Raw genomic sequence first — 24,338 nt, 5'->3', positions numbered from 1 at the left:
CGCCCCCGCACCCGCGACCCCCGAATACGTAACACTCACCGTCGGCGCCCCCAGCCCACGGCGGCCACTGCGTCGCCCGCCCCCGTGGACGAACCCTCTGGCCGGGTCGTCTTCGTCCGGCACGCCCTGCCCGGGGAAACCGTGCGGGCGGTGATGACGGAGAAGAACTCCAAGATCTGGCGGGCCGACGCCGTGGAGGTGCTGACCGCGTCACCGGACCGGGTGCGTCCCCTGTGGCAGGATGCCGGCCCCGGCGGCGTGGGCGGCGGCGAGCTGTCCCACGTGGCCCTGCCCGCCCAGCGCACCTGGAAGCGGTGGGTGCTGGCCGACTGTCTGCGCCGCATCGGCGGCGCAGAGGTCGTGGCCGCCGTGTCCGCACTGTCCGGCGCCGCCGGGGGAGCCGTCCCGGTTGAGCCCATGCCCGGCGATGCGGCAGCCGAAGCGGACTCGAACCCCCGGGTGCGCGCACGCGCCGGCGCCGGCACCCGCACCCGCGTGTCGCTCACCGTCACCGACACCGGTGAGGCCGGCATGCACGGGTTCCGCAGCGGCACTGTCCTACCCGTGCACTCCCTGCCGCTGGCGGTGCCGGCCATTCAGGACCTCGGGCTGACCGAGCGGGCCCTGTGGCGCAAGCACTTCCGCCCCGGCATGCGCGTGATCGCCGTCGCCCCTTCGGCGGGTGAACCGCTGGTCCTGCTGGAGGACCCGGACGCCCCCGGGCTGGCCCCCACGGTGCTCACCGCCGCCGGCCACTCCACCGGCCGTCGCCGCGTCGACGAGCAGGTGGACGCCGCCGGCCTGGGCCTGGGACGGCTGCACTACTCGGTGCACGCCGACGGCTTCTGGCAGGCGCACCGCGAGGCGCCGACCGTGCTCGTCGACCGGGTGGTGCGCGCCGCCCTCGCCGAGACTCCGACGGCCGCCGGCACCCGGCCCGGTGATGAGCCGCTGGACGCCGCACGTGCGGCCGGCACCCGCGTGCTCGAGTTGTACTCCGGGGCCGGGCTGTTCACCCTGCCGCTGGTGACGCTGACCGGCCGGGTGCACTCCCTGGAGGGCGATGCGCGCGCCGTCGGTGACGCCCGCCGTACCCTGCACGAGCACGACGGCGCCCAGCTGTCGGTCGGACGCGTCACCCCCGCGGCGGTGGCCCAACTGGGCAGCTTCGAGAGCGCGGACGGTGCGCGCGCAGGCGGCGCTGACGTCGTCGTACTGGACCCGCCCCGCCGGGGCGCCGGCCGCGACGTGATCCAGGCCGTTGCCGCCCTGAGCCCGCGCCGGGTGGTGCTGGTCGCCTGCGACCCGGCCGCACTGGCACGTGACCTGGGCACCTTCCTGCGGGCCGGCTATCGGCCGGCCGCCATGAGTGCCCTGGACATGTTCCCCTACACCCACCACTTCGAGACCATCGCGGTGCTGGAGCGCGGCTGAGCGGCCCGGCCCGCAGCCGCATGCGGGAGCCGGCCGGCGTTTACGTAAGTCGCGCGTGGCGTATGCGGCGGCGCCCGCGCAGCGGGATGGCCCGCGTTGACGCCGAATGACGCCGTATCCGCTACCGTGGCCGCCAGACCACCCGCCGCGTGCGGTCCAACTGCCCTTGCGCGCCCGCGCACCCGGATGAACAGGAACGAACTTGACGAGTCTCGACACCTTCCACTCCCGCGCCACCCTCGACGTGGACGGCCGCCCCTATGAGATCTACCGGCTCGACGCCGTCGACGGCCTGGACCGGCTGCCCTACGCCCTGAAGGTCCTGGCGGAGAACCTGCTGCGCACCGAGGACGGCGCCAATGTCACTGCCGATCACGTGCGTGCCCTGGCCGCCTGGGATCCTGCCGCCGAGCCGGACACCGAGATCCAGTTCACCCCGGCGCGGGTGGTTATGCAGGACTTCACCGGCGTGCCCTGCATCGTCGACCTGGCCACCATGCGCGAGGCCGTGGCCGAACTGGGCGGCGACCCCGAGGTCATCAACCCGCTGGCCCCCGCCGAGATGGTTATCGACCACTCCGTGCAGATCGACTCCTTCGGGCTGTCTACCTCTCTGGAGCGCAACAAGGAGCGCGAGTACGAGCGCAACGCCGAGCGCTACCAGTTCTGCGCTGGGGGCAGGGGGCCCTGGCGAACTTCCGCGTGGTGCCGCCGGGCACCGGCATCGTCCACCAGGTCAACATCGAGTATCTGGCGCGCACCGTATTCACCCGGGAGACCACCGGGGCCGACGGCGCGCCCGTCACCCAGGCCTACCCGGACACCTGCGTGGGCACCGACTCCCACACCACCATGGTCAACGGCCTGGGCGTGCTCGGCTGGGGCGTGGGCGGCATCGAAGCGGAGGCCGCCATGCTCGGCCAGCCCGTGTCCATGCTGATTCCCCGCGTGGTCGGCTTCAAGCTGTCCGGGGCCATCCCCGCCGGCGCCACCGCCACGGACGTGGTGCTCACCATCACCCAGATGCTGCGCGCGCACGGCGTGGTCGGCAAGATCGTGGAGTTCTACGGCGAGGGCGTGGCCGCGGTGCCGCTGGCCAACCGCGCCACCATCGGCAACATGAGCCCCGAGTTCGGCTCCACCGCCGCGATCTTCCCCATTGACGACGTCACCCTGGACTACCTGCGCCTGACCGGCCGCTCGGAGGAGAACATCCGGCTGGTGGAGGAGTACACCAAGGCGCAGGGCCTGTGGCACGACCCGTCCCGCCAGGCGACCTACTCCGAGTACCTCGAGCTGGACCTGTCCACCGTGGTGCCCTCCATCGCCGGCCCCAAGCGCCCCCAGGACCGTGTTGAGCTCGCCGACTCGAAGGCGGCCTTCGAGCGGACGCTGCCCACCTATGCGGCCGAGCCGCACAAGCCCACGCCGGTCACCCTGGCGGACGGCACGCAGGTGACCCTCGACCACGGTCATGTGGCCATCGCTTCGATCACCTCCTGCACCAACACCTCCAACCCGTCGGTGATGGTGGCGGCCGGGCTGCTGGCACGCAACGCCGTTGCGAAGGGGCTGCGCTCCAAGCCGTGGGTGAAGACCTCCACCGCCCCCGGCTCCCAGGTGGTCACGGACTACTACGAGAAGGCCGGGCTGTGGCCCGCCCTGAACGAGCTCGGCTTCAACCTGGTCGGCTACGGCTGCGCCACCTGCATCGGCAACTCCGGGCCGCTGCCCGCCGAGGTGTCGGCCGCGGTGAACGACGCCGACCTGGCGGTCGTCTCGGTGCTGTCCGGAAACCGCAACTTCGAGGGGCGTATCAACCCCGACGTCAAGATGAACTACCTGGCCTCCCCGCCGCTGGTGATCGCCTACGCCCTGGCCGGAACCATGGACTTCGACTTCGCCACGCAGCCGCTGGGGCAGGACGCCGCCGGCCAGGACGTATTCCTGGCCGACATCTGGCCCGACCCCACCGAGGTGCAGGCCGTCATCGACGCCACCATCGACCGGGAGATGTACACCCGCGACTACGCCGACGTCTTCGCCGGCGATGCGCGCTGGCAGGGACTGGACACCCCCGAGGGGGAGACCTTCACCTGGGACGAGGACTCCACCTACGTGCGCAAGGCCCCCTTCTTCGAGGGCCTGACCATGGAGCTGACCCCCGTGGAAGACGTCACGGGTGCGCGCGTACTCGCCCTGCTGGGAGACTCGGTAACCACCGACCACATCTCCCCGGCCGGCGCCATTAAGGCCGACTCCCCGGCCGGCCGCTACCTGGCTGCCCATGGGGTGGCACGCAAGGACTTCAACTCCTACGGCTCGCGCCGCGGCAACCACGAGGTCATGATCCGCGGCACCTTCGCCAACATCCGCCTGCGCAACCAGCTGCTCGACGGCGTGGAGGGCGGCTACACCCGCAACTTCCTCACCGGGCAGACCGAGTCGATCTTCGACGCCGCCCAGGCCTATCAGGCCGCGGGCGTGCCGCTGGTGGTGCTGGGCGGCAAGGAGTACGGCTCGGGCTCCTCGCGCGACTGGGCGGCCAAGGGCACGGCCCTACTGGGCGTCAAGGCGGTCGTCGCCGAGTCCTTCGAGCGCATCCATCGCTCCAACCTCATCGGCATGGGCGTGGTGCCGTTGCAGTTCCCTGCCGGCCAGTCGGCGGCTTCGCTGGGCCTGGACGGCACCGAGACCTTCTCCATCACCGGGCTGACCGCTCTCAATGACGGCGTCACCCCACGGACGGTGACGGTTACCGCCCGGCGGGACGACGGCGAGCAGGTCACCTTCGAGGCGACCGTGCGCATCGACACCCCCGGTGAGGCGGACTACTTCCGCAATGGCGGAATTCTGCAGTACGTGCTGCGTGGCCTGGCCCGCGGCGAGCAGCAGTAGCGAACCTTCGTTTGGAGTCTGTGCGGGTGGGAGTTGCCGCGGCCGGCTCCCGCATGCGCTCGGCTCGCCGTGCCCGGCGGAGGATCCGCACACTCGGAAATTACGGAAAGGCTAAGTTGCCTTTTTAGTCCGGTCATGCGGCTTTAGCCGAGGCGGAAATGGTTGCGGTTGGCGCGAGCCGAATGGGCGCGGTTCGCGTGAGGCCGGCTGCTGTGATCGGGCTGGAAAACAGCTGCAACGGGCGCCCGGGCGGGTCTCGTCGAGGCCCGTCCGGGCCGCGGGGCCGAGCTGAACAACGCCTCGGAGCGAGCTGCAAGAACGGCGGAATTGCGCGGTTGTGGCCGCGATCTCAAGGGGGTTGGCGGCGCCGGTAGGACCCGTGGCGCCGACGCGCGCACGCCCGGGCGCGAGCGGCTGTGCGGCCTGCCGTAGCTCCGACTAAATGCCTGGACAAATCCGCGTGTCACCGGATCTCGGCATATGAGCACGCTTACGGATCGGACATGGCGACCTAAAGTCGGAGGTGAGTGAACGCGGCGCCGACAGGCACCGGGCGAGGAGGCCCAATGTTCCAGATCCGTATCCACGGTCGAGGCGGCCAAGGGGTCGTCACTGCGTCAGACCTGTTGGCGTATGCGGCCTTCAAGGAGGACCGTTACGCCCAGGCCTTCCCGTCCTTCGGGTCCGAGCGCACGGGGGCGCCGGTGGTTTCCTACTGCCGGATCGACACCCGCCCGATCCGGGCCCACGAGCCCGTCCTCACCCCGGACGCCGTCATCATCCAAGATCCCACCCTGTTGGGTGCCATTGACGTCTTCGCCGGCCTGCGCCCGGGAGGCTATGCGCTTATCAACTCCGCTAAGTCCTTCGACAGCTTTGATCTGGACCCGGACACGGTGGCCGCCGTCCCCCCGGAGCATCGCCTGACCGTGCCGGCCACGGACCTGGCCATGGAGCACCTGGGGCGGCCCCTGCCCAACGCCGTCCTGTTGGGGGCGTTCACCGCCATTACCGATGTGCTCGGCATCGAGGCCGTATGCGCCGCCATCGCAGACCGCTTCCCGGGAAAGGTCGGTGAGCGCAACATCGCCGCCGCCCGGGCCGCCCACAAGATCGTTGCGGACAAGCTCGCCGGCAACGTCTCCGAGTCCCAGACCCGGACCAACCACGATCAGGAGGAGGACGCCGGTGCTGCGTGAGATAGAGGGATCGAAGGCGGTGGCGGCAGCCGTCGCCACCTGCCGTCCGGATGTCGTGTGCGCCTATCCCATCTCGCCCCAGACGCACATCGTCGAGGAGCTCTCGCGTCTGGTCAAGGTGGGTGAGTTGGACTGCGAATACATCAACGTCGAATCCGAGTTCGCCGCCCAGTCCGTCGCCATCGGTGCCAGTGCCGTGGGTGCCCGGGCCTACACGGCCACCGCCTCGCAGGGACTGCTGTACATGGTGGAGGCGGTTTACAACGCCTCCGGCCTGGGGCTGCCCATTGTCATGACCGTGGCCAACCGGGCCATCGGCGGTCCCATCAACATTTGGAACGACCAGTCCGACACCATGAGTCAGCGCGAAAGCGGTTGGCTTCAGCTCTTCGCCGCAGACAACCAGGAGGCCGCCGACCTGCACGTTCAGGCCTTCCGTATCGCCGAGGAACTGAGTCTGCCGGTCATGGTCTGCATGGACGGATTCGTCCTCACCCACGCCGTCGAGCGGGTGGACGTGCCCGAGCAGGAGCAGGTCGATGCCTTCCTGCCCCCGTTCCAGCCCGTGCAAACCCTCGACCCGGAGGATCCCGTCACCATCGGCGCCATGGTGGGGCCCGAGGCCTTCACGGAGGTCCGCTACCTGGCGCACCGCAAGCAGCAGGCGGCCGTCGAGGTGGTTGAACGCGTGGGCCGAGAGTTCGCCGAGGCCTTCGGCAGGGACTCCGGCGGCCTGCTGCACCCCTATCGCACCGAGGGAGCCGAGACCGTGGTGGTGGCGCTCGGGTCGGTCACCGGCACGCTCAAGGATGCCGTCGACACCCTGCGGGACGACGGCGTGCCGGTGGGCCTGGTGGCGCTGACCTCCTTCCGGCCCTTCCCGGATGCCGCCATGGCGCGCGCGTTGGCCGGGGCCAAGCGGGTGGTGAGCCTGGAACGGGCCTTCTCGCTGGGGCGCGGCGGCATTGTCGAAGAGGACCTGCGCCGCGTTCTGTGGGACCGCGCCGGCGAAGTCACCCTGACCACCGTCGCCGCGGGCCTGGGAGGCCGCGACATCACCTCGGCATCGCTGGTGGAGGAACTGCGCCGCGCCGACCGCGGCGAACTCGCCCCACTGGAGTTCCTGGACCTGGATGAAGCCACTGTCGCCGCCCACCTGGCGGCCGTCGACCGTACGGAAGGAGCAGCATCATGACGACGACGTCGGCCACCTCCACCACCGCACCGCAGCAGTCGGGCGGGCGGACGCGTTTCTACCAAGTCGGCTCTTTCGCCGTCGGCAACCGGCTCCTGCCGGAGGTCCGCTCCCTCCAGTCCAGCCGGGAGCGGAACAACACGCTCACCTCCGGGCATCGCGCCTGCCAGGGCTGCGGGGAGGCGCTGGGAGCCCGCTACGTGCTCGACGCCGCCACGGCGGCTGCCGAGCGGGCCGGAGGCAGCCTGGTCACCGTCAACGCCACCGGTTGCCTGGAGGTCTTCTCCTCGCCCTACCCCGAGTCCGCCTGGCGCCTGCCCTGGCTGCACTCCCTGTTCGGCAATGCGCCCGCCGTGGCCACCGGTGTGGCCGCGGGGCTGAGGGCCAAGGGCCGTGATGACATCCGCGTGGTTGCCCAGGGCGGCGACGGCGGCACGGTTGACATCGGCTTCGGTTGCCTTTCCGGCATGTTCGAGCGCGGGGACGACGTCCTGTACGTCTGCTACGACAACGAGGCCTACATGAACACCGGGGTTCAGCGTTCTGGTGCCACCCCGCCGGCGGCCCGCACCGCCACCACGCAGGCGGTGGGAGACGCCCCGGGCAACGTGTTCGGCCAGGGCAAGGATGTGCCCCGCATCGCCATGGCCCATGAGATCCCCTACGTCGCCACGGCCACCGTCGCAGACCTGCACGATCTGGAGCGCAAGGTCACCTACGCGATGGGCCTGCACGGTCCGCGCTACATCCACGTACTGGTGCCCTGCCCCCTGGGGTGGGGGGCGAAGTCCTCCCACACCGTGCGCATCGCCCGCCTGGCCGTGGAGTCGGGGCTCTTCCCCGTCTTCGAGGCCGAGTATGGCGAGGTCACCGGGGTCAGCCCTATTCGCCGCCAGGTGCCGGTGGAGGACTACCTGGTGCTTCAGCGCCGCTTCGCGCACCTGTTCCGCCCTGCCAAGGACGAAGAGACCATCGGCCGACTCCAGGCTCTCGCCGACCGCAACATTCATCGCTACGGCCTGCTGGGGCATCCCGACGCGGTACCCGTGCTGAACGACGAGGCCACCGGCGCCACCTCCACCCTGGGTGCACGCGCAGACCTCAACGACGCCCCCAAGGAGGACTGACATGACCACCATTTCTACTCCTGAAGCCGCGCCCGCCGGGGACGGCACCGGGAAGGTCCGTCCCTTCGCCGTCACCCTGGCCATGGCCTCCTCCCTGGCGAACAAGACCGGCGCCTGGAGGGTGGAACGCCCGGTATACCGCGACTTCCTCCCGCCCTGCAACGACGCCTGCCCCGCGGGGGAGAACATTCAGAAGTGGCTCTACGACGCCGAGGACGGCTCCTACGAGCGCGCCTGGCGCACCCTCATGCGGGATAATCCGCTGCCCGCTGTCATGGGCCGCGTGTGCTACCACCCCTGCGAGACCGCCTGCAACCGCGGCAAGGTGGATGAGGCCGTAGGCATCAACGCCGTCGAGCGCTTCCTGGGTGACGAGGCTCTGCGCCAGGGGTGGCAGCCCGATCCCTGCGCGCCGGACACCGGCAAGCACGTACTGGTGGTTGGGGCCGGCCCGGCCGGGCTCAGCGCCGCCTACCAACTGCGCCGGCGCGGCCACGCCGTCACCGTCCGCGACGCCGCTCCCAAGGCGGGCGGGATGATGCGGTACGGCATTCCCGCTTACCGGTTGCCACGCGATGTGCTTGACGCCGAGATCGCCCGCATTGAAGGCATGGGGGTCCGCTTCGTCCTGAACAGCAAGGTGGACAACATCACGTCCGAGCTGGACTCCGGCGAGTTCGACGCGGTGTTCCTGGCCATTGGCGCGCAGGTCGGGCGGCGCACCTACATCCCGGCCGGTGAAGCCGCCCGCATCCTGGACGCGGTCACCCTGCTCAAGGGCATGGAGGGCGGCCCCGATGCGGGAGACCAGCTCATGCTGGGGCGGCGCGTGGTGGTTTACGGCGGCGGTAACACGGCCCTCGATGCCGCCCGCACCGCCAAGCGCCTGGGAGCCGAGGAGGCGATCATCGTTTACCGGCGTACCCGCGAGCGCATGCCCGCCCACGACTCCGAAGTGGTCGAGGCCCTGGAGGAGGGCATTCAGATGCGGTGGCTATCCACCGTCCAGCATGCCGACGCCGGTAACTTGCGCATCGAGAAAATGGAGCTGGACGAGACCGGCTTCCCCCAACCCACCGGCGAATTCGAGGATCTGGCCGCCGACTCGCTGGTCCTCGCCCTGGGGCAGGAATCCGACCTGGGCCTGGTCGAAGGGGTGGAGGGCCTGACGATCGAGGACGGCGTGGTGCAGGTCGATGACCAGTTCATGACCGGCCACCCGGGACTGTTCGCCGGCGGAGACATGGTGCCCTCCCAGCGTACCGTCACGGTGGGCATCGGGCACGGCAAACAGGCCGCCCGCGCCATCGACGCTACCTGCGCGGCGAGGTCTACCAGCACCCGGAGCGCCACCGGCTCGCCGATATCGGCGCCATCAACTCCTGGTACTACTCCGACGCGCCCCAGCAGGTGCGCGAGCGCCTGGAAGGGCCCCGTCGCTCGCAGACCTTCGACGAGGTGGTCCTGGGCCTTGATGCGGATGACGCCCTGTTCGAGGCGCGGCGCTGCATGAGCTGCGGCAACTGCTTCGAGTGCGACAACTGCTTCGGGGTGTGCCCGGACAACGCCGTGATCAAGCTGGAGCCCGGCAAGCGCTACGCCTTCAACTACGACTACTGCAAGGGCTGCGGCATCTGCGTGGAGGAGTGCCCCTGCGGCGCCATCGAGATGGTACCGGAACTGAGCTGAAGGCGGTCTGACTCGGTGGTGGAACGGCGGTGCCGCCGTTCCACCACCGAGTCACGCGGAGTAATCCGAGTCCAGTTGAAGTCCCATGGTTCTGAATTCAGCGTCGCCGGTTATGGTCGCCAGGGTTTGTAGCAGTCGGGCGACACCGCGATGATAGCTTTCGGGCGTCCAGTCGGTGTTTTTACAGTAGTCGGAAGCGCAGTAATATGAGATGCCGCCGGGTACCCGCCAGCGTGTGAAGGTGGCTTTAAGCGTATCCGCGGCTCGGGAGAACAGGTCGATGACATCCGCGTCGTCCGTGTATTGAGCGTACTGCGCCAATCCCAGCATGGCGTAAATGTGTCCGTTTATCACATAAAGCGGACTGGCGTCTCCCGAGTATTCCTCAAGCCAGGTCAATCCCTCCGAGTCTGTGACGGTGACATGGGGGCCGTCCGTGGGAGCGAAGAATGAGTTACGGATCTGCTCGGCGCTGGTGTTCCAGTTCTGGTCCGATGCACGCCTGGCCAGTCGTGTGCACAGGGCCAGCGCCATACCCTGCGCCATGCCTGAGTACCAGGGCGCATGTAGAGTGATTGTGGAGTCTCCGTGCGGAGCATAGTCGAAGGGGTACGGCAGCCAACATTGTTCACCGTCGATGTCGGCACCGTCGAGTAGTCGTTGCGCGGTGGCGACGGAACGCCTCCAGTACTCCTCATTTCCGGTGAGGTCGTAGGCGCTCAGCGCCCGCAACGCATACCAGCAGTACGAGGTTGGGTGGTACACGTCGTCGCCAACGTCTTCGAATGAAACCACCAGTGCGCCCTGATCATTGACCTGCGGTCCGTCGGTGCCGTTATCTAAAGGCACATATTTGTCGATAATGCTCGGGTTGAGTCCGAAGGGATCGTATACCCCGGTCAGATCAATTGAATAAGTCTCCCCGAGAGCCTGTGGTGTTGCGGTCGTGTGCGGGGGGGGCTTGGATGTGCTGGAAATTGTGCTGGTCGCCCGCGGTGCCGCTGCTGAGCAGCCGGCCAATGATGCTCCCAGGCCGACGGCGGTGGTGAGCAAATAGTGGCGCCGCGACAAACGTGGGCTCGTCGAACTGGGGGTCATTTGTATACGCTCCGGCGTTCTGCTAGGTGACTGGGCTGGGCGCTGGCACCATCAGGCGGGCGTGATGCCCAGGTTCTCGATCACCTCGGCGCCGGGTAGGGCGGCCAGCAGGGCCCCGGGCACCAGCAGCTTGGAATGGCGCACGCCCGAGCCGATGAGCATCGTGTCGCGCGCGGCCACCTGTCCGTCGATCAGCAGCCGCCAGTCGGCGGGCAGGCCCATGGGGGTGATGGCGCCGTAGGCCATGCCACTCATCTCCACGGCCTGCTCCATGGGCAGGAAGGAGGCCTTGCGCACGTCGATCAACCGCTTCACCAGGTGGTTGACGTCGGCGAAGTCGGTCGCCCGCACCACACAGGCCGCCACGCGCCGCTCACCGGAGCGCTTGCCCGCCACCAGCACGCAGTTCCCGGTGGCCTCGGGGTTCAACGAGTACTCCGTGTTCAGCGCATCCGTATCGGACAGGGCGGGGTCGATCTCCACCACCTTCGCCGCGCTCGCCAGGTTCCGCCCCTCCGGGGTGTCTGCGAGGGCCTGTAGCGCCGCGGCCACGGGCGGGGCGAGCAGATCCGTGTGCTCCAGGGCGGATTGCCAGCCGAGCAGCTCGGCGAAGACAGCGGCCGGTTCACGCAGCTGACTCATAGAAAAGTCCTTTCGACGGTGAAGCATGGGCGAGCAGCATGGGTTGGACTCCCACGGGAGTCTACGGCGCCGTCGGGTCCGGGGCGGGAATGAACTCCGCCGCACCGGGCGTTGCCTGGGGAACACAGCGGCCTGACTCGGGCCACGGAGAAGAACGAGGAGAGGCAATGGGCGTCACCGACACCACCGTCACCGCATCCGGACAGGTTCAGGAGGTCGACCTCCTGGTCGTCGGCGGAGGGAAGGCGGGCAAGTCACTGGCCATGCTGCGTGCCCGCAAGGGCGACGACGTCGTCATGGTCGAGCGCGACAAGGTCGGCGGCACCTGCATCAACGTCGCCTGCATCCCCACCAAGACCCTGATCTCCTCCGCCCGCGTGCTGCACCAGGTGCAGGGCGCCGCCGCCTACGGAGTGGCCCTGCCAGAGCTCGGCGCCGACGACTCCAGCTCCCGCGACGACACCGCCCTGCTGGCCCGCGCCCACATCGACATCTCCGCGCTGCGGGCGTGCAAGGAGGCGGTTGTCGGCGGCATGGTCGCCGCTCACGAGACCATGTTCGCCGACTCCGGCATGGACTTCGTGCGCGGCACTGCGCGTTTCGTGGCCCCGCGCACCGTTGAGATCACCACCGCCGACGGCGTCGTGCGCCGGGTGCGGGGGCGGCGCGTCCTGATCAACACCGGCACTACCCCGGCCGTTCCCGACATTCCGGGGCTGGCCGACGCCCCCTACTGGACCAGCGAGGACCTGCTCACCCTGCCGGAGCTGCCGGGCCACCTGCTGATTCTCGGCGGCGGAGTCATCGGCGTGGAGATGGCCTCCCTGATGGGCATGCTGGGCGTGCCCGTGACCCTGCTTCACTCCGGTGAGCACGTGCTGAAGCGGGAGGACGCCGACGTCGCCGCCGAGGTGACCGCCGGGCTGGAAACCCTCGGCGTGGAGGTCCTCACCGGCGCCCGCGTAAGCGCGGTACGCTCCTCCGCCCGCTCCGGCCCGGTGGTGGTGCGTACCGAGGACGGGCGCGAGGCCACCGGCTCCCACTTGTTGGTGGCCCTGGGGCGCGCCCCGGTCACGGCCGGGCTGGGCCTGGAGGCGGCCGGGGTGGAGTTGACCGAGCGCGGCTTCGTGCGCGTCGATGACCACCTGCGCACCACCGCCGACGGCGTGTACGCCGCCGGGGACGTGGCCGGCACCCCCATGTTCACCCACGCCTCCTGGAACGACTTTCGCGTGCTGCGGGACCTGCTGGACGGCCGTGAGGCCTCCACCGCCGGCCGAGTCATCCCCTGGACCGTGTTCACCACCCCCGAACTCGGGCACGTCGGCCTCACCGAGGCCCAGGCACGGGCCGCCGGGCACAACGTGCGCGTAGCCAAGACCCCCACCGCGGCGGTGCCCCGCGCCAAGACGCTGGGCGCCACCACCGGCTTCTACAAGTTGATCATCGACACCGACACCGACCTGATCCTCGGGGCCGCCATCATCGGTGAGAGCGCCGGGGAGGTCATCACCGCCGTCCAGGTGGCCATGCTCGCCGGCATGCCCTGGCAGCAGCTGCGCGACGCCCCCATCTCCCACCCGACCATGGGGGAGGGGCTCAACCTCGTCCTCGACTCGCTGGGCTGATGGAGCCGCCGCCGAGTGACCACCGAAGGCGCCGGAAACTACTAAGCTTACCCGTAGCAGTACCGGAATCCACCGACTGAGACGTGGAGACGGAAGGCGAGAGGTCGTGGCGCGAGTTACCCTGAGCGATATTGCAAAGGCGCTGGGAGTATCGGTATCCACTGTGTCACTCGCCTTGCGGGGATCGGAACGCATCTCTGCACCGGTCAGGGAGAAGGTCGTTAAGGAGGCCGCTGCACAAGGGTATCGGACCGACCTTGCGGGTGCTCTGCTGCGCACGACCAAGCCGAAGCTGATCGGCTTGGTGTGCGACGTCGGGCAGGAACTACACATTGAATACAGTCGAGAAATAATAACGGCCGCGGAGAAACGCGGTTGGCTTGTCATGATGGAGGACACCGGGGTGAGCGGCGGTGCAGCAGCCGTATCGCGCATAACGCAACTGCGCGCTCGGAGCCTGATTATCGTGGATCCATCCGCAATTCCTGCGAACGTATTGACGGGGATGGACATTCCCCAGGTCGTCATCGGTCAGGCTGCTGTGACGATGAAAACGGATCTCGTAATATCGAACAATTTGAGCGGGATGCTGGAACTCGCCGAACTGCTCGAATCCGAAGAGCGCGTACTGTGCGTGGACGGTGGAGAATCGGTTTCCTCCAAGAAACGCCGCGATGCGTTTCTCCTGGCCATGCGTGGCAAGCGCGCACGGGTCACTGTCGTAGGTGGCGGCCCGACCGCGGACGCGGGGTGGAGATCGATACGAGAGGTTCTGTCCCAGGGCATCCTCAAAGGCGGAGCCATCGTCTGTTACAACGACCAATGCGCACTTGGCGCGTTGTCCGCGCTGTGGCATGAGCACATCGCGGTTCCCGAAGACGTGCGCCTTGTGGGATTTGATAATTCGCGGATCGCTCGGTCCCAGGCGTTTGCGCTCACCTCAATCGACAGGAACACCCGCGAAGTTGCCAGACTCGCGGTTGAGCGAGCGATCCGGCGCGCGGATGGAGACCAGTCGTCTCCGGTAACCGTCTCGGTGGACACGCGGCTGGTGCGGCGGCGTACGGCGTAGTCTTTCGCCGCCGCACCAGCCGGCCAAGATTATCGGGGCATGCTGAAGGTGTTGGCGTCCCAGGTGGCGTCAACCAGTTCGGAGTCGACGAAATCAAAGATGAGTATGCCGCGCCCATGTGCTTCCCGGAGCAGCCTCAGCACCTGAGGATTGGTACGCTGCGCATAGGCGATAGGTGTGCCCAGCTCTCCGTTGGTGGCGCTGACATGGTTGAGCAACAGGCGGTCGTCGTCGCCACGGTGAGTGTAAAGCTGCTTAATCTGGGAGAACTTTGCCGCGGGTTCGGGCCCGTCCCAGTCGTCTTGCAGCAGGATACCTTGGTTGCCGTGCCAAGCGCGGCCCAGGGCCGGCCTTCAACAGAGGTCAGGCCGTATTGCGCCGGTGCACATTCGAAGGCGACCACCTTTCCGCGGATGGCTCCCAGAGTAGGCCAGACGGTGCCCCCGTCCGACTGCTCCGGGGTCCAGAACAGGTCCCGATTCTTTGCGATGAGGGTCATCAGGGCGTTTCCATACGCATCGAAGTCGTCCTTCGCCTCATTGGCGTTCTGTATCCGCGCAAGGAAGAAGTCGCGTGGGTGGGTCTTAAGGTGCTCACGCAGGGTCTGTAAGATGGATTCGGCGGAGATGTCGCTGATCCATTCGCGGTGAGCCGCCACCATGGTGCGTTGCAGTCGCAGGTCCACGTACCGCACGCCGCAGTCGATCTGCTCGGCCAGGCTGAGACTCTGGGTGCGGTAGTAGGGGTGGGTGCATGCGCTCGTCATCGTGTCGTGCGTTCCGGGAATGATGAGCGAACACAGTTCGGTATCGTCGGACAGGTCGGAGATCATGTCTACAATGACTGCGGATTCCATTTTTCACGCCTTTCGCTGCAAGTCAGAATAGTGATCTGTTAAATATGCTTCGACGTCGCCCCGGTCGCAGACCAGTGGGCCGGGAGTCTCCATCTTGAGGGACACCGTCGCGCATGCGGTGAGTAGGGACTGATCCACGTCGTGCCCGATACGTTCGGTTATGTACGCGGAGAACACCGTGTCTCCCCGTCCCGTCCGCCCCGCCAGGCTCCTGGGCCGTAGCGGGCACACATGGAAGCCGGAATCGTCGAGGATGAGGATCTCGCGCGCATTGGACACCATGATCTCGTCCGCTCCCTGGTCCTTGAGGGCACGCGCAATGTCGTGCCTGTTGGTGCGGCCGGTGAGGTGCTCGCCCTCGGCGGTGTCCACCTTGAGGAAGCGGATGCGGCTGTAGAAATCTGCGCCGTGTTTGAACTCCATGAAGCGCAGCACGTTCGAGCCCGGTACGCGCTGTCTGATGAACCCCTGCATGTCAACGGCGAGGTCTGCACGCTGCGACAGCACCTGGACCAGTTCGGGCGCATAGTCGCCTACCATGAGCCCTGCCAGGTGCTGAATGCGGGTGGAGCAGGTGGGTACGTCGGCGGCGCTGATCGCATCCGCGTAGGAGATGGCCGAAGATGTCCGCCGCTCCTGGTCGGCGGTGGCGTACTCGTTGCGGATCGATGCCGTGCGCGCAGACCTTACGGGAATCACCTGCCGCACGCCCGCCGGGAAGTGCGCCAGTAGCTCCCGGTCTGCATCGGCCACGGTCGCCACCGCCTGGACGCTATGCCCCAGGGAGACGGCTGCGGCGGCCGCGCAAATGACCGCCCCACCGACGGCGCGCGTGGCCTTCCCGGTGTGATCGACGTTGATGTCCACACAGATCGGGCCGATCACCTGGGTGTCGAAGCTTCCGCGGTGGCGTTGCCGGGTGCGTTCATGCCGCTGCCTCCCGTTCGACGGCGTCTTGCCTGGCCTTAAGCCGAATCAATGCCGAGGACAGGCAGAAGGCGAGCGCTGCGAGAAGTGCAAGCCCGATGAAAGCGGCCCCGAGCGTGCTGGTCGGGGTCAAGTTCTCGGTGATGATGTTGCCGGAGGCGTCTGCCTCGGACGGGACGATCAGCCCGCCGAAGACAATCGGCCCTAGCAGGGCGGGAATGTAGCCGAGCGTGATGGCGAAGGACATGGCGGCGGAGGATTGCTTTGCGGGCACGTTGAACTCGCCGATCGGGGCGTAGTAGACGCCGCGGATCATGAAGCAGCACCCCGAGGCCAGCAGCATCAGGACGATGAGCGCGGGCATGACGGCGGAAGACACGATGTGCTCGGGCGGGTTTCCGGCGGGGAAGCTGGTCACCGAGGCGGGATGGGTGAACAGCACGATGGCAATGGCGAGCAGCAGCATGCTGAGGACGGCCGACATGAACCGCATGAAATGGGATGTGGATTTAAAGACCTTCTCGACCAGGACGGAGGAGACCAGGGGCAGCATGCGCAGGCCGATGACCACGGTGGAGAAGACCGCCGCAACCAGGGCGGAAGACCCGTAACCCGCCTGGAGGAAGCGCGCGAAGTAGGTTCCGGCCGCCACAAAGGTGCCATAGATGCAGAACACATTGAGACCGGCAAGCCAGACGACGGGAAGCTTGGCAACCCTTCCGATTCCCTTGATCGCCTCGATGGTGGAGGCGTTGACCTCATCGTCGTCCCCCACGCGCGTGCCCTTGGGGGCGGCCCAGAAGACCAGGATGGCGGTGGCCAGGACGATTATCGATCCGGTCAGCATGATGCCGCGCGCACCCACTCCGGCGGCGATGAGCGCCGTCCACAACAGCGAGACGAGGAACGCGAGCAGGCCGCGGCCGAACTCGAAGAACCCGAACGCCGCCCCTTGGTGGTCCTCGGAGGTGGAGGTCCGCACCGCTTTGAAGTTGGCGGGCTTGAAGAGCACCTCGCTGAGCAGCAGCATCAGGAAGAAGCAGGCGAGCAGGGTGGGGAATGACAGGTTGGGGGAGAACACCGAGATGAACAGTGAGATCGCGCCGACTCCGAGTGTGGTCAGCACCATGATGGTGCGAACGCTGAACCGGTCGCCGATCCAGCCTAGGAGAATCGTGCCCAAGATAATGACGAGGCCCTGCATGGAGTAGAGTTGCCCGGCCTGTGCGTCGGTGACCCCCATGGCGATGGGGAAATCCTTCGGCAGGGTATTTCGGATGTCCCAGAACGCATACAGCAATTGCGCATTGAGAGTGATAAACAACAGTTGTACAAATGTTCTCGGGGCAAATCCGAATGAGCGCAGTAGCTTCTTCATTGAAGCTCCTCCTTGCGTATGGTGTTGGCAGGTGCGAGTGGAGGCGTCGCGGCTGCGGGTGCGAGGAGCTGGACGACTCCGCATTCCAAGCGTAGCAACAGTTCAATCGTTTGAACAAGAGGTGTGGGGTAGGCGGGTTGCGGCTGGAGTCGTGTGTGGGATGAGCTGCGTTGAACCTGATCCTGGTGGCAGGATATCCCGCGTGCTGCACGTCGTCTTCTTTGAACCGCGCATCCCGGGTAACTCTGGAGCCGCCATTCGGCTGAGCGCCAACACCGGGGCGACGCTTCACCTGGTCGACCCTCTGTTCGACATGGATGACGCCAAACTGCGCCGCGCCGGTCTGGACTACCACGATCTGGCCCGCACCCGCGTGCACGCCACCTGGGAGGAGTGCCTGGAGCAGGTGCCTGGACGCATCTTCGCCTTCACCGCGCACACCACCAATCTCTACACCGAGGTCGCCTGGCGCGAGGACGATGCGCTGCTCTTCGGCCCCGAGCCCACCGGCCTGCCCGAAGCGGTGATGAACCATCCGCGCGTGACCGGACGGGTGCGCATTCCCATGCTCCCCGGCAGTCGCTCGCTCAACCTGGCCAACTCCGCCGCCGTCGGCCTGTATGAGGCCTGGCGAAGCCTCGGTTTTCCCGGTGCCGCGTAAGTGCGATGTGCGGCGCCCTTGGCCGCCCTTAGCGTGTTTCCTGAAGGAAGGGGGCGGCGCCGGGCTCGCCGGGCTGGGAGTAGGTAACGGTCAGTAGGGCCCGGGCAATGGCGTGGAAGGAGCACTGCGCCGCCACCGTCGTCGCGGAGGCGTCGTCGTCCAGGCCGAGAGTGTCCACGTCCAGGGCGTGCACCGCGAAGATGTAGCGGTGATCGCCGTCGCCCGCCGGCGGGTAGGGGCCGGACCAGGCGTGCGCGCCCGAGTCATTGACGGCGTGGAAGGCGGCGCCGTCGAGCTGAAGGTCGGACTCGCCCACCCCCTGCGGCAGCGAGGTGACCGACGCGTCCAGGTCCTGGATCGTCCAGTGCCACCAGTCGGCCGGAGAAGGTGCATCGGGGTCGAAGCAGGAGACCACGAAGGAGCGGGTGGCGGCCGGGAAACCCGACCAGTGCAGTTCGGGGGAGATGTTCTCGTGCACGGCGGTGAACCGGTCAGGCATGCGCTCGCCGTCAATCAGGTCGGTGGAGGCCAGCGTGAACGCCGGAACGGCTGGAAGCAGGTCGTAGGGGAAAGGCGGGCGGGGACGTGTCAGATCTGCGGGCATGGTGTACCTCCTCGAAGTCGGACGGCCGGTCGGCGGGTTGACCGGGAGTGCTTCAACCACTGTAGACGCGTCCCGGTCGCGATTCGTGTCGGAGACCGCCGCTACCCTTGCAAGCGGACATCGAACAGGTGTTCGATAGATGTCCTTGTTGAGAGGAGGCGCCATGGAACAGGTCGGGCTCGGCGCCCGCGCATCCGGGGAGCGATGCGCGTGGAGCGCCTCGCCGCCGCTCGCGCCGCCCTCGCCCGCGCCGAGGAACACGCCGGCCTGCACGGGCGGGCCGCCCGGGAGATCGCCCAAGCATTTGCGGATACCAGGCGGGCCGCCCCCGTATCCGGCATCGTCGCGCTCGCGGCCCCGGATGCGCTCCCGGAGGTGGAGGCCGCAACGCCCGAGACACTCCTGCCACTCGGAGAGGACGCCGCCGGCGTGGTGTCCCTGACCGGATCGGTCGGCGTCCTGCTGGCCGTAGCGGCCCTCCGGCAGGGGGCGGAGGATTGGTGCGGGATCGTCGGCTGCGAGGGGCTGGGCTGGTGCGCCGCCGCCGAGGCCGGCCTCGACCTGTCCCACGTGCTCGCTGTCCCCGCCGCAGACCTGCCGTCCAACCTGCTCACCGCGGCCCTCGGCGCCCTGCTGGACGGCGTCACCACCCTCCTGATCTCCACTGCGGCAGCTGCCCGCTTGCGTCCCCGCGACCGCCGCACCCTTCTGGCGCGTGCTCGGGAACGCCGCTGCCTCATCCTCACTCCCTTCCCCTGGGAGGGTGCACGCACGCTGGGCGCCACGGCCACCTCGCCGCCGCCCGCAGCACGGACGGGTGGGGTCCTGATACCGCTGCACGGCGCGGGGGCGGCGTCCGGACAGGAGTCGGCGGGGACGCCGGAGTCGGTTGCGGCGCAGGAGTTGGGCGACGGCTACCTAGGCGACTCGTGTGGAACGTGCAGGACCCCCACCGCCCCGGAGGGGTTGACCTGCGGTTCGACGCCGCCGGCGTTCACCTCGCCCCAGCGGTTGCCGCGGCCCCGGCTCCCCCCGCTTCGCCGCAGCGATCGCGGCCGCACCTGGCCCTTGTCACCGCGGCGCGCCGACCACCGGAACCACTGGGACAGGAGCGCGCATGACCCCTCCTGCTCCTACTGTGTGTGCGTCCCCGTCCGCACCGGAGTCGCGCGGGCTGCGGCTTGTCGCCGTCTGGACGCCGGACTGGCCCGTCGTTGCCCTAACCCTGGAGTCGCGCGATCGACCCGAGGCGCCCGATCCGGCTCTGGTCCCCGTCGCCGTCGTGGGCGGCAGGGGCATCATCGCGGCCTCGGCGCCGGCCCGCGCGGCCGGCATCGCCCGCGGCATGCGGCTGCGCGTGGCCCGGTCGCTGTGTCCCGAACTCGTCGTCCTGCCCCCGCAGCCCGAGCGGGAGGCCCGTGGCTACGAAACCGTTATGGAGGCCCTTGCCGAGCTTCTCGCCGATCCGCTCGTCGCCCGCCCCGGGCTGGCCCTGTCTGCCGCGCGCGGCCCGTCTCGCTGGGCGGGCGGGGAGGAGCCACTGGCCGCCGCCCTCGTTGAGGCGGTTGCTGCCGGACCGGGAGTCGAGTGCCAGGTCGGCATCGCCGACTCCCTGCTCGGCGCCGTCCTCGCCGCCCGCTGCGGCATTATCGTCCCGCCCGGGGCCACGCCCGAGTTCCTCGCCCCCTGGCCGTTGTCCTCCCTCCTGCACGCGCTGGCCGCCGAACGGGACCGTCGGCAGGCGCAAGGCCTGCTTGAGGACTTCAACCGGCTCGGTCTGCGCCGGCTCGGTGACCTCGCCGCCCTGCCCCGCCGCGACGTCGCTGCCCGCTTCGGAACTGCGGGGGAGCGCCTGCACCGTCTCGCCTCCGGGCAGTGGGAGACCCTGCCCCGGACCGCCCGCCCCGCCGCCGACGTCGCCGCCGAGACCCCGCTGGACCCTCCCATCGCGCGGGCCGACACCGCGGCCTGGGCAGCCCGTTCCCTCGCCGAGCAACTGTCCCAGCGCCTCATTGCGCTGGGCGTGTCTGCCGGGCGACTCCGGGTGGAGGCCGAGTGCGAGGACGGGGTAGAACTGGGCCGCTCTTGGCTGCTTGGCGCCACGCCCACGCCCGCCGACCTAACCGACCGGGTGCGCTGGCAGCTGGAGGGATGGCTGGCCGGGCGCTCCGGTCGCCCGCCCGCCGCCCCGCTGACTCGTCTGCGCCTCGTTGCCCTAGAACTCGCCCCCGCGGGCGCCGCCCAGGCCGGCCTGTGGATCCGGTCCCGGGAGCGGGCCGAGCGCCGGGCCCACCGTGCGGCCGGACGCGTCGAATCCCTCCTCGGTGCCGGCGGCATCCGCGTCCCGGTGCTACGTCCCGGACGGGATCCGCGCTCGCGGGCCGCCCTCATAGGTTGGGGAGAGACATCTGCCGACGGTGCAGGCGTCATCCGTGCAGCCGGCCCCGGAACTGCGGCCGCGGAGACGGCTCCTTGGAGCGGCGCCCTGCCCGCGCCCTCGCCCACCCTGATTCCTCCTGCGCCGCTGCCGGCCCGCCTGCTCGACGGCGGCGGGCACGACGTCGGTGTCGACGTCCAGGGACAGCTAGTCGCCACGCCTGCGCGCATCGCCCTGGACCGGGGCCACGCCGCCCCACTCGAATGGGGCGGCTGGGGTGAGCAACTGGAGGACTGGCGCGGGGAACAGCGGGTCGTGTCTTGGGCGGGCCCCTGGCCGGTCGACGAACACTGGTGGCGGTCCGGGGGTGCATCGCGCCGCGCCTACCTGCAAGTCGTCACCGCTGCGGCCCGCCTTTGCTGCTTGCCCGTGCGGGTCGCTGGTGGATCGACGGTGTCTACTCCTGACGGGGACGCAGCACGGTGAGGGCAACGATGCCGACCACGCACAGCCACACCAGGGCGATGGCCCAGCCGGCCAGGACATCGGTCAACCAGTGGTAGGCCAGGTACACGCGCGACAGGCCCACGGCGGTGGCGGCCAGGCATGCCGCTACGGTCGCCAGCACCTTGCGGGTCGGCGACGCCGTCGAGACCAGCGCGAATCCCGCCAGCACGCCCACGAACACTCCGGTGTTGAACGAGTGCCCGGAAGGAAACGACCAGGAGGAGGCGGGCTCGCCCAGCAGCAGTGCGGTGGATGGGCGTGCACGGGCGAAGACGAGTTTCAACACCACCGTGAGCAGCGAGGAGCCGAGCATGGCCCCGGCCAGCACCAGGGCGCGGCGCCAATGGCCGCGCAGCAGCAGGAACGCGCACATGGTCAGGGTGAGCAGCGTCAACCCGAGCGTGCCGCCCAGGTGGGTGAGCGGCCATGCCACCGCGGTAACCAGGGCGTGTCGTGCCTGTACCGCCCAGGCGGTAACCGCCGGATCGTATACGGCCGGGGAGTAACCGAGCTCGGTGCTCACCGCCAGCCACGCGAACACGGCGGCCGCCGCCGTCGCCATGAGGGTGAGAAACGGCCGGAGGTCCCGCTGCGGGACGACGATGGTTTGCTGCATTGGACGTGAGCCTAGCGGCCCGTCCTGGGCGCGACCTGTGACGCGCGTCTGTGGTGGACTGGACGCGGGAAGAGCGCGCGGTCGGCCCGGTAGCATCGGTGGCGGGTCACCCCGGACCCGACGGGCGGGCACCGGAGGCTGCGGAGAGGGACTTGTGCCCGCTCCGGGAGAGGAATCAGGACACGCATGGCCAAGCTCTACTTCCGCTACGGTGCCATGAACTCGGGCAAGACGACGGGGCTGCTCCAGACCGCCTACAACTACGAGGAGCGCGGGCAGCGGGTGCTCCTGGTCAAGGCCGCGATCGACACCAAGGGCGACGACACCGTGGTCTCTCGCCTGGGCATGACTCGCCGCGTCGATCTGCTCGTCACCGCCAATGACGACGTGCGCACACGGGTGCGTCGCGCCGCCCTGGGAGAGCGTGCCGCCGACCCGCAGGCCAGCCCGCGTGAGACCGTCGACTGCGTGCTAGTGGATGAGGCGCAGTTCCTCACTCCGCTGCAGGTCGACCAGCTCATGGAGGTCGTGCTCCTTGACGACATCCCGGTACTCGCCTACGGGATCCGCACCGACTTCCGCACGGTGAGCTTTCCCGGATCGCGGCGCCTGCTGGAGATCGCCCACTCCCTGGAGGAGCTCAAGACCATCTGCCGCTGCGGGCGCAAGGCCATCTTCAATGCCCGCAAGGTGGGGGACGAGTTCGTCTTCGATGGCGATCAGGTTGCCATCGACGGCGTCGACGTCACCTACGAGTCCCTGTGCGGCAAGTGCTACCTGGCGGCTGGAGGCGTGCTACCGGGGGAGTGACCCTCCGAGAAGATCCTTGTAACAGGGGAAATACAAGCGATACCGTGGAGGCGTGGACGTCTACTACGCCATCATCGCCGACATCGTCGGGTCCCGCCGCCTGACCGACCGCCACGCCGCGCAGGCCGCCTTTACCGACGCGCTTACACGGGCGGCCGCGGATCTGGTGCTGCCGCAGTCGCCCATCGCCACCGTCGGCGACGAGTTCCAGGCCGTGGCCGCCACCCTCACCGATGCGCTGACCTTTACGTTAAGGGTGCAACTGCTGCTGCCCGAAGACCTGTCCCTACGCTTCGGCATCGGTGCTGGACGGGTGGAGATGGTCTCCGCCGACGCTGATGCCATCATTCAGGACGGCAGCGCCTGGTGGGCGGCGCGCGAGGCCGTCGAGCAGGCGCACGCCGTCCAAGATGCAGGCCGAGAGTTCTGTCGGACCTGGATGCGCATGGCGCAGGACGCCGTCGTCCCGGGGGGTGCGGAGGAGAACGAGGCGGTTGTCAATGCGCTACTTCTGCTGCGAGACCAGGCTGTCGCTCGTCTGCGACCGCGGCAGCGGCGCATGGTCGCGGCGCTCTTGGCCGGAGCCACCCAGGTCGAGGTGGCTCGAGTGGAGAAGGTCAGTCAGCAGGCCGTCTCTGACTTCTCCCGCGGGCCAGGAGCTGCCCTCATTGAGGCTCAAGCCCTGCTCGATGCCGTCGCCTCGGCGCGCAGGGGGCGGGAACCACTGGCGGTGCAGCAATGATCGCACTCGTACTGCTACTCGCCGGGCTCGCTAGCGCTCTGCCGGTCCTGGCGCGGCGACTCGTCGGCGAGGGGCGCCCGGGGCGGCGAGTCGCAGCCATTGTCATTGGGACTGGGGTACTCGTCGCCGTCGGGGTACTCCTAGCCCAGGGGCCGCTAGGCTTGCGGCCGGCGGAGTCGCCGTCGCCGTCGCCGTTCCGGTGGTGTGGAGCACTTGGGAAATGCTCGCCCCCGCCGAGTGGGGCGGGGCGGCGTTGCTCGTTGCGCTCGCCGTCTGCTGTGGGGCCTGCGCTGTGCTTGCCACTCCCGTTGGCACGCCGATAGCACGGGCGTGTGCGGTGGTGGGCGTGGTCATTCTCCTGGGGGCGCCGACGAATGGGCTGGTGTCGACCGTCCTCAGGCTCGCGCGCGGCTCCAATTCGTCTGCGGGCACGCTGCCGCCGCTGGTTGTGGCGATGCGCGGTGGTCGCTGGATCGGGCCGCTTGAGCGCATCCTCATCCTCCTGCTTGCGACGTCCGGAGCGCAGGCCGCGGTTGCGGCGGTCATTGCCGCCAAGGGGGTAATCCGTTTCCCCGAGATCAACAAGGATCAGGACGGCCGCAAGGCGGAGGAGTTCCTCATCGGCTCAATGACCTCCTGGATTCTGGCCGTGCTCGCCGTCGCGGCGGTGTCGGTGGCCTGAGTCGCGGGGTGCCCCGTGGTACTGGTGGGGCGGACGTGTTCCATGGTGCGTGATGTGCGGTCGGCCGGCCCAAGCCGACGGCGGGGCCGATTTGACGTGGCTTGTTGGGTGCGGTCGAGTCTACGCCTGCGGTTGTGATGCACATCTCATAATTGCGGGTGGATGTGGGGCTAAAGGGGCTGAATTCGTGTCGGAC

General features: G+C 68.6%; 19 protein-coding genes and 2 pseudogenes. 14 read left to right on the top strand and 7 right to left on the bottom strand.

The window, feature by feature from the left end; translation table 11 throughout:
• The 7 genes and pseudogenes from BW737_RS13270 to BW737_RS18855 all read left to right on the top strand — a co-directional run.
• A pseudogene (locus BW737_RS13270) lies at positions 1–1,434 on the top strand (class I SAM-dependent RNA methyltransferase); the annotation flags it as partial.
• A 202-nt stretch (positions 1,435–1,636) separates the two neighbouring features.
• Positions 1,637–4,332: pseudogene (acnA, locus tag BW737_RS13265) on the top strand (aconitate hydratase AcnA).
• A gap of 566 nt (positions 4,333–4,898) precedes the next feature.
• Positions 4,899–5,531 carry a 2-oxoacid:acceptor oxidoreductase family protein gene (locus tag BW737_RS13260; RefSeq protein ID WP_086615588.1) on the top strand — a complete coding sequence of 211 codons (633 nt, stop codon included), beginning with the start codon at positions 4,899–4,901 and terminating at the stop codon, positions 5,529–5,531.
• On the top strand, positions 5,521–6,726 hold the full coding sequence (gene porA, locus BW737_RS13255; RefSeq protein ID WP_086615589.1) for a pyruvate ferredoxin oxidoreductase: 1,206 nt from the start codon (positions 5,521–5,523) through the stop codon (positions 6,724–6,726). The genes BW737_RS13260 and porA overlap by 11 nt, the downstream gene beginning before the upstream one ends.
• Positions 6,723–7,853 (top strand): thiamine pyrophosphate-dependent enzyme, encoded by a 1,131-nt coding sequence (locus tag BW737_RS13250; RefSeq protein WP_086615590.1) that lies wholly within the window; start codon positions 6,723–6,725, stop codon positions 7,851–7,853. The genes porA and BW737_RS13250 overlap by 4 nt, the downstream gene beginning before the upstream one ends.
• A gap of 1 nt (position 7,854) precedes the next feature.
• The gene (locus tag BW737_RS13245; protein WP_257210844.1) at positions 7,855–9,366 is read left to right on the top strand and encodes an NAD(P)-binding protein; all 1,512 of its coding nucleotides are present in this window, start codon (positions 7,855–7,857) and stop codon (positions 9,364–9,366) included.
• The gene (locus BW737_RS18855; RefSeq protein WP_240038405.1) at positions 9,363–9,542 is read left to right on the top strand and encodes a 4Fe-4S dicluster-binding protein; all 180 of its coding nucleotides are present in this window, start codon (positions 9,363–9,365) and stop codon (positions 9,540–9,542) included. Before BW737_RS13245 ends, BW737_RS18855 begins: the two co-directional genes overlap by 4 nt.
• 51 nt (positions 9,543–9,593) lie before the next feature.
• Here BW737_RS18855 and BW737_RS13240 read toward each other — a convergent pair whose 3' ends face one another.
• Both BW737_RS13240 and BW737_RS13235 read right to left on the bottom strand, forming a co-directional pair.
• On the bottom strand, positions 9,594–10,640 hold the full coding sequence (locus tag BW737_RS13240; protein ID WP_086615591.1) for a D-glucuronyl C5-epimerase family protein: 1,047 nt from the start codon (positions 10,638–10,640) through the stop codon (positions 9,594–9,596).
• Positions 10,641–10,691: 51 nt separating this feature from the next.
• Positions 10,692–11,282: a YbaK/EbsC family protein gene (locus BW737_RS13235; RefSeq protein ID WP_086615592.1), complete on the bottom strand. Its 591-nt coding sequence runs from the start codon at positions 11,280–11,282 to the stop codon at positions 10,692–10,694.
• A 167-nt stretch (positions 11,283–11,449) separates the two neighbouring features.
• On the opposite strand from BW737_RS13235, the gene BW737_RS13230 reads away from it, so the two are divergent.
• Complete coding sequence (locus BW737_RS13230) at positions 11,450–12,910, top strand: dihydrolipoyl dehydrogenase family protein (protein ID WP_086615593.1); 1,461 nt, start codon at positions 11,450–11,452, stop codon at positions 12,908–12,910.
• A gap of 106 nt (positions 12,911–13,016) precedes the next feature.
• A complete protein-coding gene (locus tag BW737_RS13225; protein WP_086615594.1) occupies positions 13,017–13,982 on the top strand; it encodes a LacI family DNA-binding transcriptional regulator in 966 nt (321 codons plus the stop codon).
• Positions 13,983–14,118: 136 nt separating this feature from the next.
• Here BW737_RS13225 and BW737_RS13220 read toward each other — a convergent pair whose 3' ends face one another.
• From BW737_RS13220 to BW737_RS13210, 3 genes are read right to left on the bottom strand one after another with little or no spacing between them, the layout of a single operon-like run.
• Positions 14,119–14,838, bottom strand: a complete 720-nt coding sequence (locus BW737_RS13220) for a PI-PLC domain-containing protein (protein ID WP_180272224.1) — start codon at positions 14,836–14,838, stop codon at positions 14,119–14,121.
• A gap of 3 nt (positions 14,839–14,841) precedes the next feature.
• Positions 14,842–15,723: a PfkB family carbohydrate kinase gene (locus BW737_RS13215; protein ID WP_086615595.1), complete on the bottom strand. Its 882-nt coding sequence runs from the start codon at positions 15,721–15,723 to the stop codon at positions 14,842–14,844.
• 40 nt (positions 15,724–15,763) lie between these two features.
• Positions 15,764–17,143: an MFS transporter gene (locus BW737_RS13210; protein ID WP_086615596.1), complete on the bottom strand. Its 1,380-nt coding sequence runs from the start codon at positions 17,141–17,143 to the stop codon at positions 15,764–15,766.
• A 202-nt stretch (positions 17,144–17,345) separates the two neighbouring features.
• Between BW737_RS13210 and BW737_RS13205 the strand changes: the two genes are divergently transcribed.
• The gene (locus tag BW737_RS13205) at positions 17,346–17,804 is read left to right on the top strand and encodes a tRNA (cytidine(34)-2'-O)-methyltransferase (RefSeq protein ID WP_086615597.1); all 459 of its coding nucleotides are present in this window, start codon (positions 17,346–17,348) and stop codon (positions 17,802–17,804) included.
• A 28-nt stretch (positions 17,805–17,832) separates the two neighbouring features.
• Here BW737_RS13205 and BW737_RS13200 read toward each other — a convergent pair whose 3' ends face one another.
• Positions 17,833–18,408 carry a YbhB/YbcL family Raf kinase inhibitor-like protein gene (locus tag BW737_RS13200; protein ID WP_086615598.1) on the bottom strand — a complete coding sequence of 192 codons (576 nt, stop codon included), beginning with the start codon at positions 18,406–18,408 and terminating at the stop codon, positions 17,833–17,835.
• 1,117 nt (positions 18,409–19,525) lie between these two features.
• Here BW737_RS13200 and BW737_RS13190 point away from each other — a divergent pair.
• The gene (locus tag BW737_RS13190; RefSeq protein WP_338063936.1) at positions 19,526–21,271 is read left to right on the top strand and encodes a Y-family DNA polymerase; all 1,746 of its coding nucleotides are present in this window, start codon (positions 19,526–19,528) and stop codon (positions 21,269–21,271) included.
• On the opposite strand, the gene BW737_RS13185 is transcribed toward BW737_RS13190, so the two are convergent.
• A complete protein-coding gene (locus tag BW737_RS13185) occupies positions 21,243–21,908 on the bottom strand; it encodes a phosphatase PAP2 family protein (RefSeq protein WP_086615599.1) in 666 nt (221 codons plus the stop codon). The genes BW737_RS13190 and BW737_RS13185 overlap by 29 nt on opposite strands.
• A 186-nt stretch (positions 21,909–22,094) precedes the next feature.
• On the opposite strand from BW737_RS13185, the gene BW737_RS13180 reads away from it, so the two are divergent.
• From BW737_RS13180 to BW737_RS13170, 3 genes are all read left to right on the top strand, one after another.
• Complete coding sequence (locus BW737_RS13180; protein WP_086615600.1) at positions 22,095–22,718, top strand: thymidine kinase; 624 nt, start codon at positions 22,095–22,097, stop codon at positions 22,716–22,718.
• Between the two features lie 52 nt (positions 22,719–22,770).
• The gene (locus BW737_RS13175; protein ID WP_086615601.1) at positions 22,771–23,460 is read left to right on the top strand and encodes a SatD family protein; all 690 of its coding nucleotides are present in this window, start codon (positions 22,771–22,773) and stop codon (positions 23,458–23,460) included.
• Positions 23,461–23,680: 220 nt separating this feature from the next.
• A complete protein-coding gene (locus BW737_RS13170; protein WP_086615602.1) occupies positions 23,681–24,142 on the top strand; it encodes a hypothetical protein in 462 nt (153 codons plus the stop codon).
• Positions 24,143–24,338: the final 196 nt, after the last annotated feature.

This window comes from Actinomyces ruminis (assembly GCF_002154335.2).
GTDB lineage: Bacteria > Actinomycetota > Actinomycetes > Actinomycetales > Actinomycetaceae > Actinomyces > Actinomyces ruminis.
This window is presented reverse-complemented; position numbering and strand designations above follow the sequence as displayed.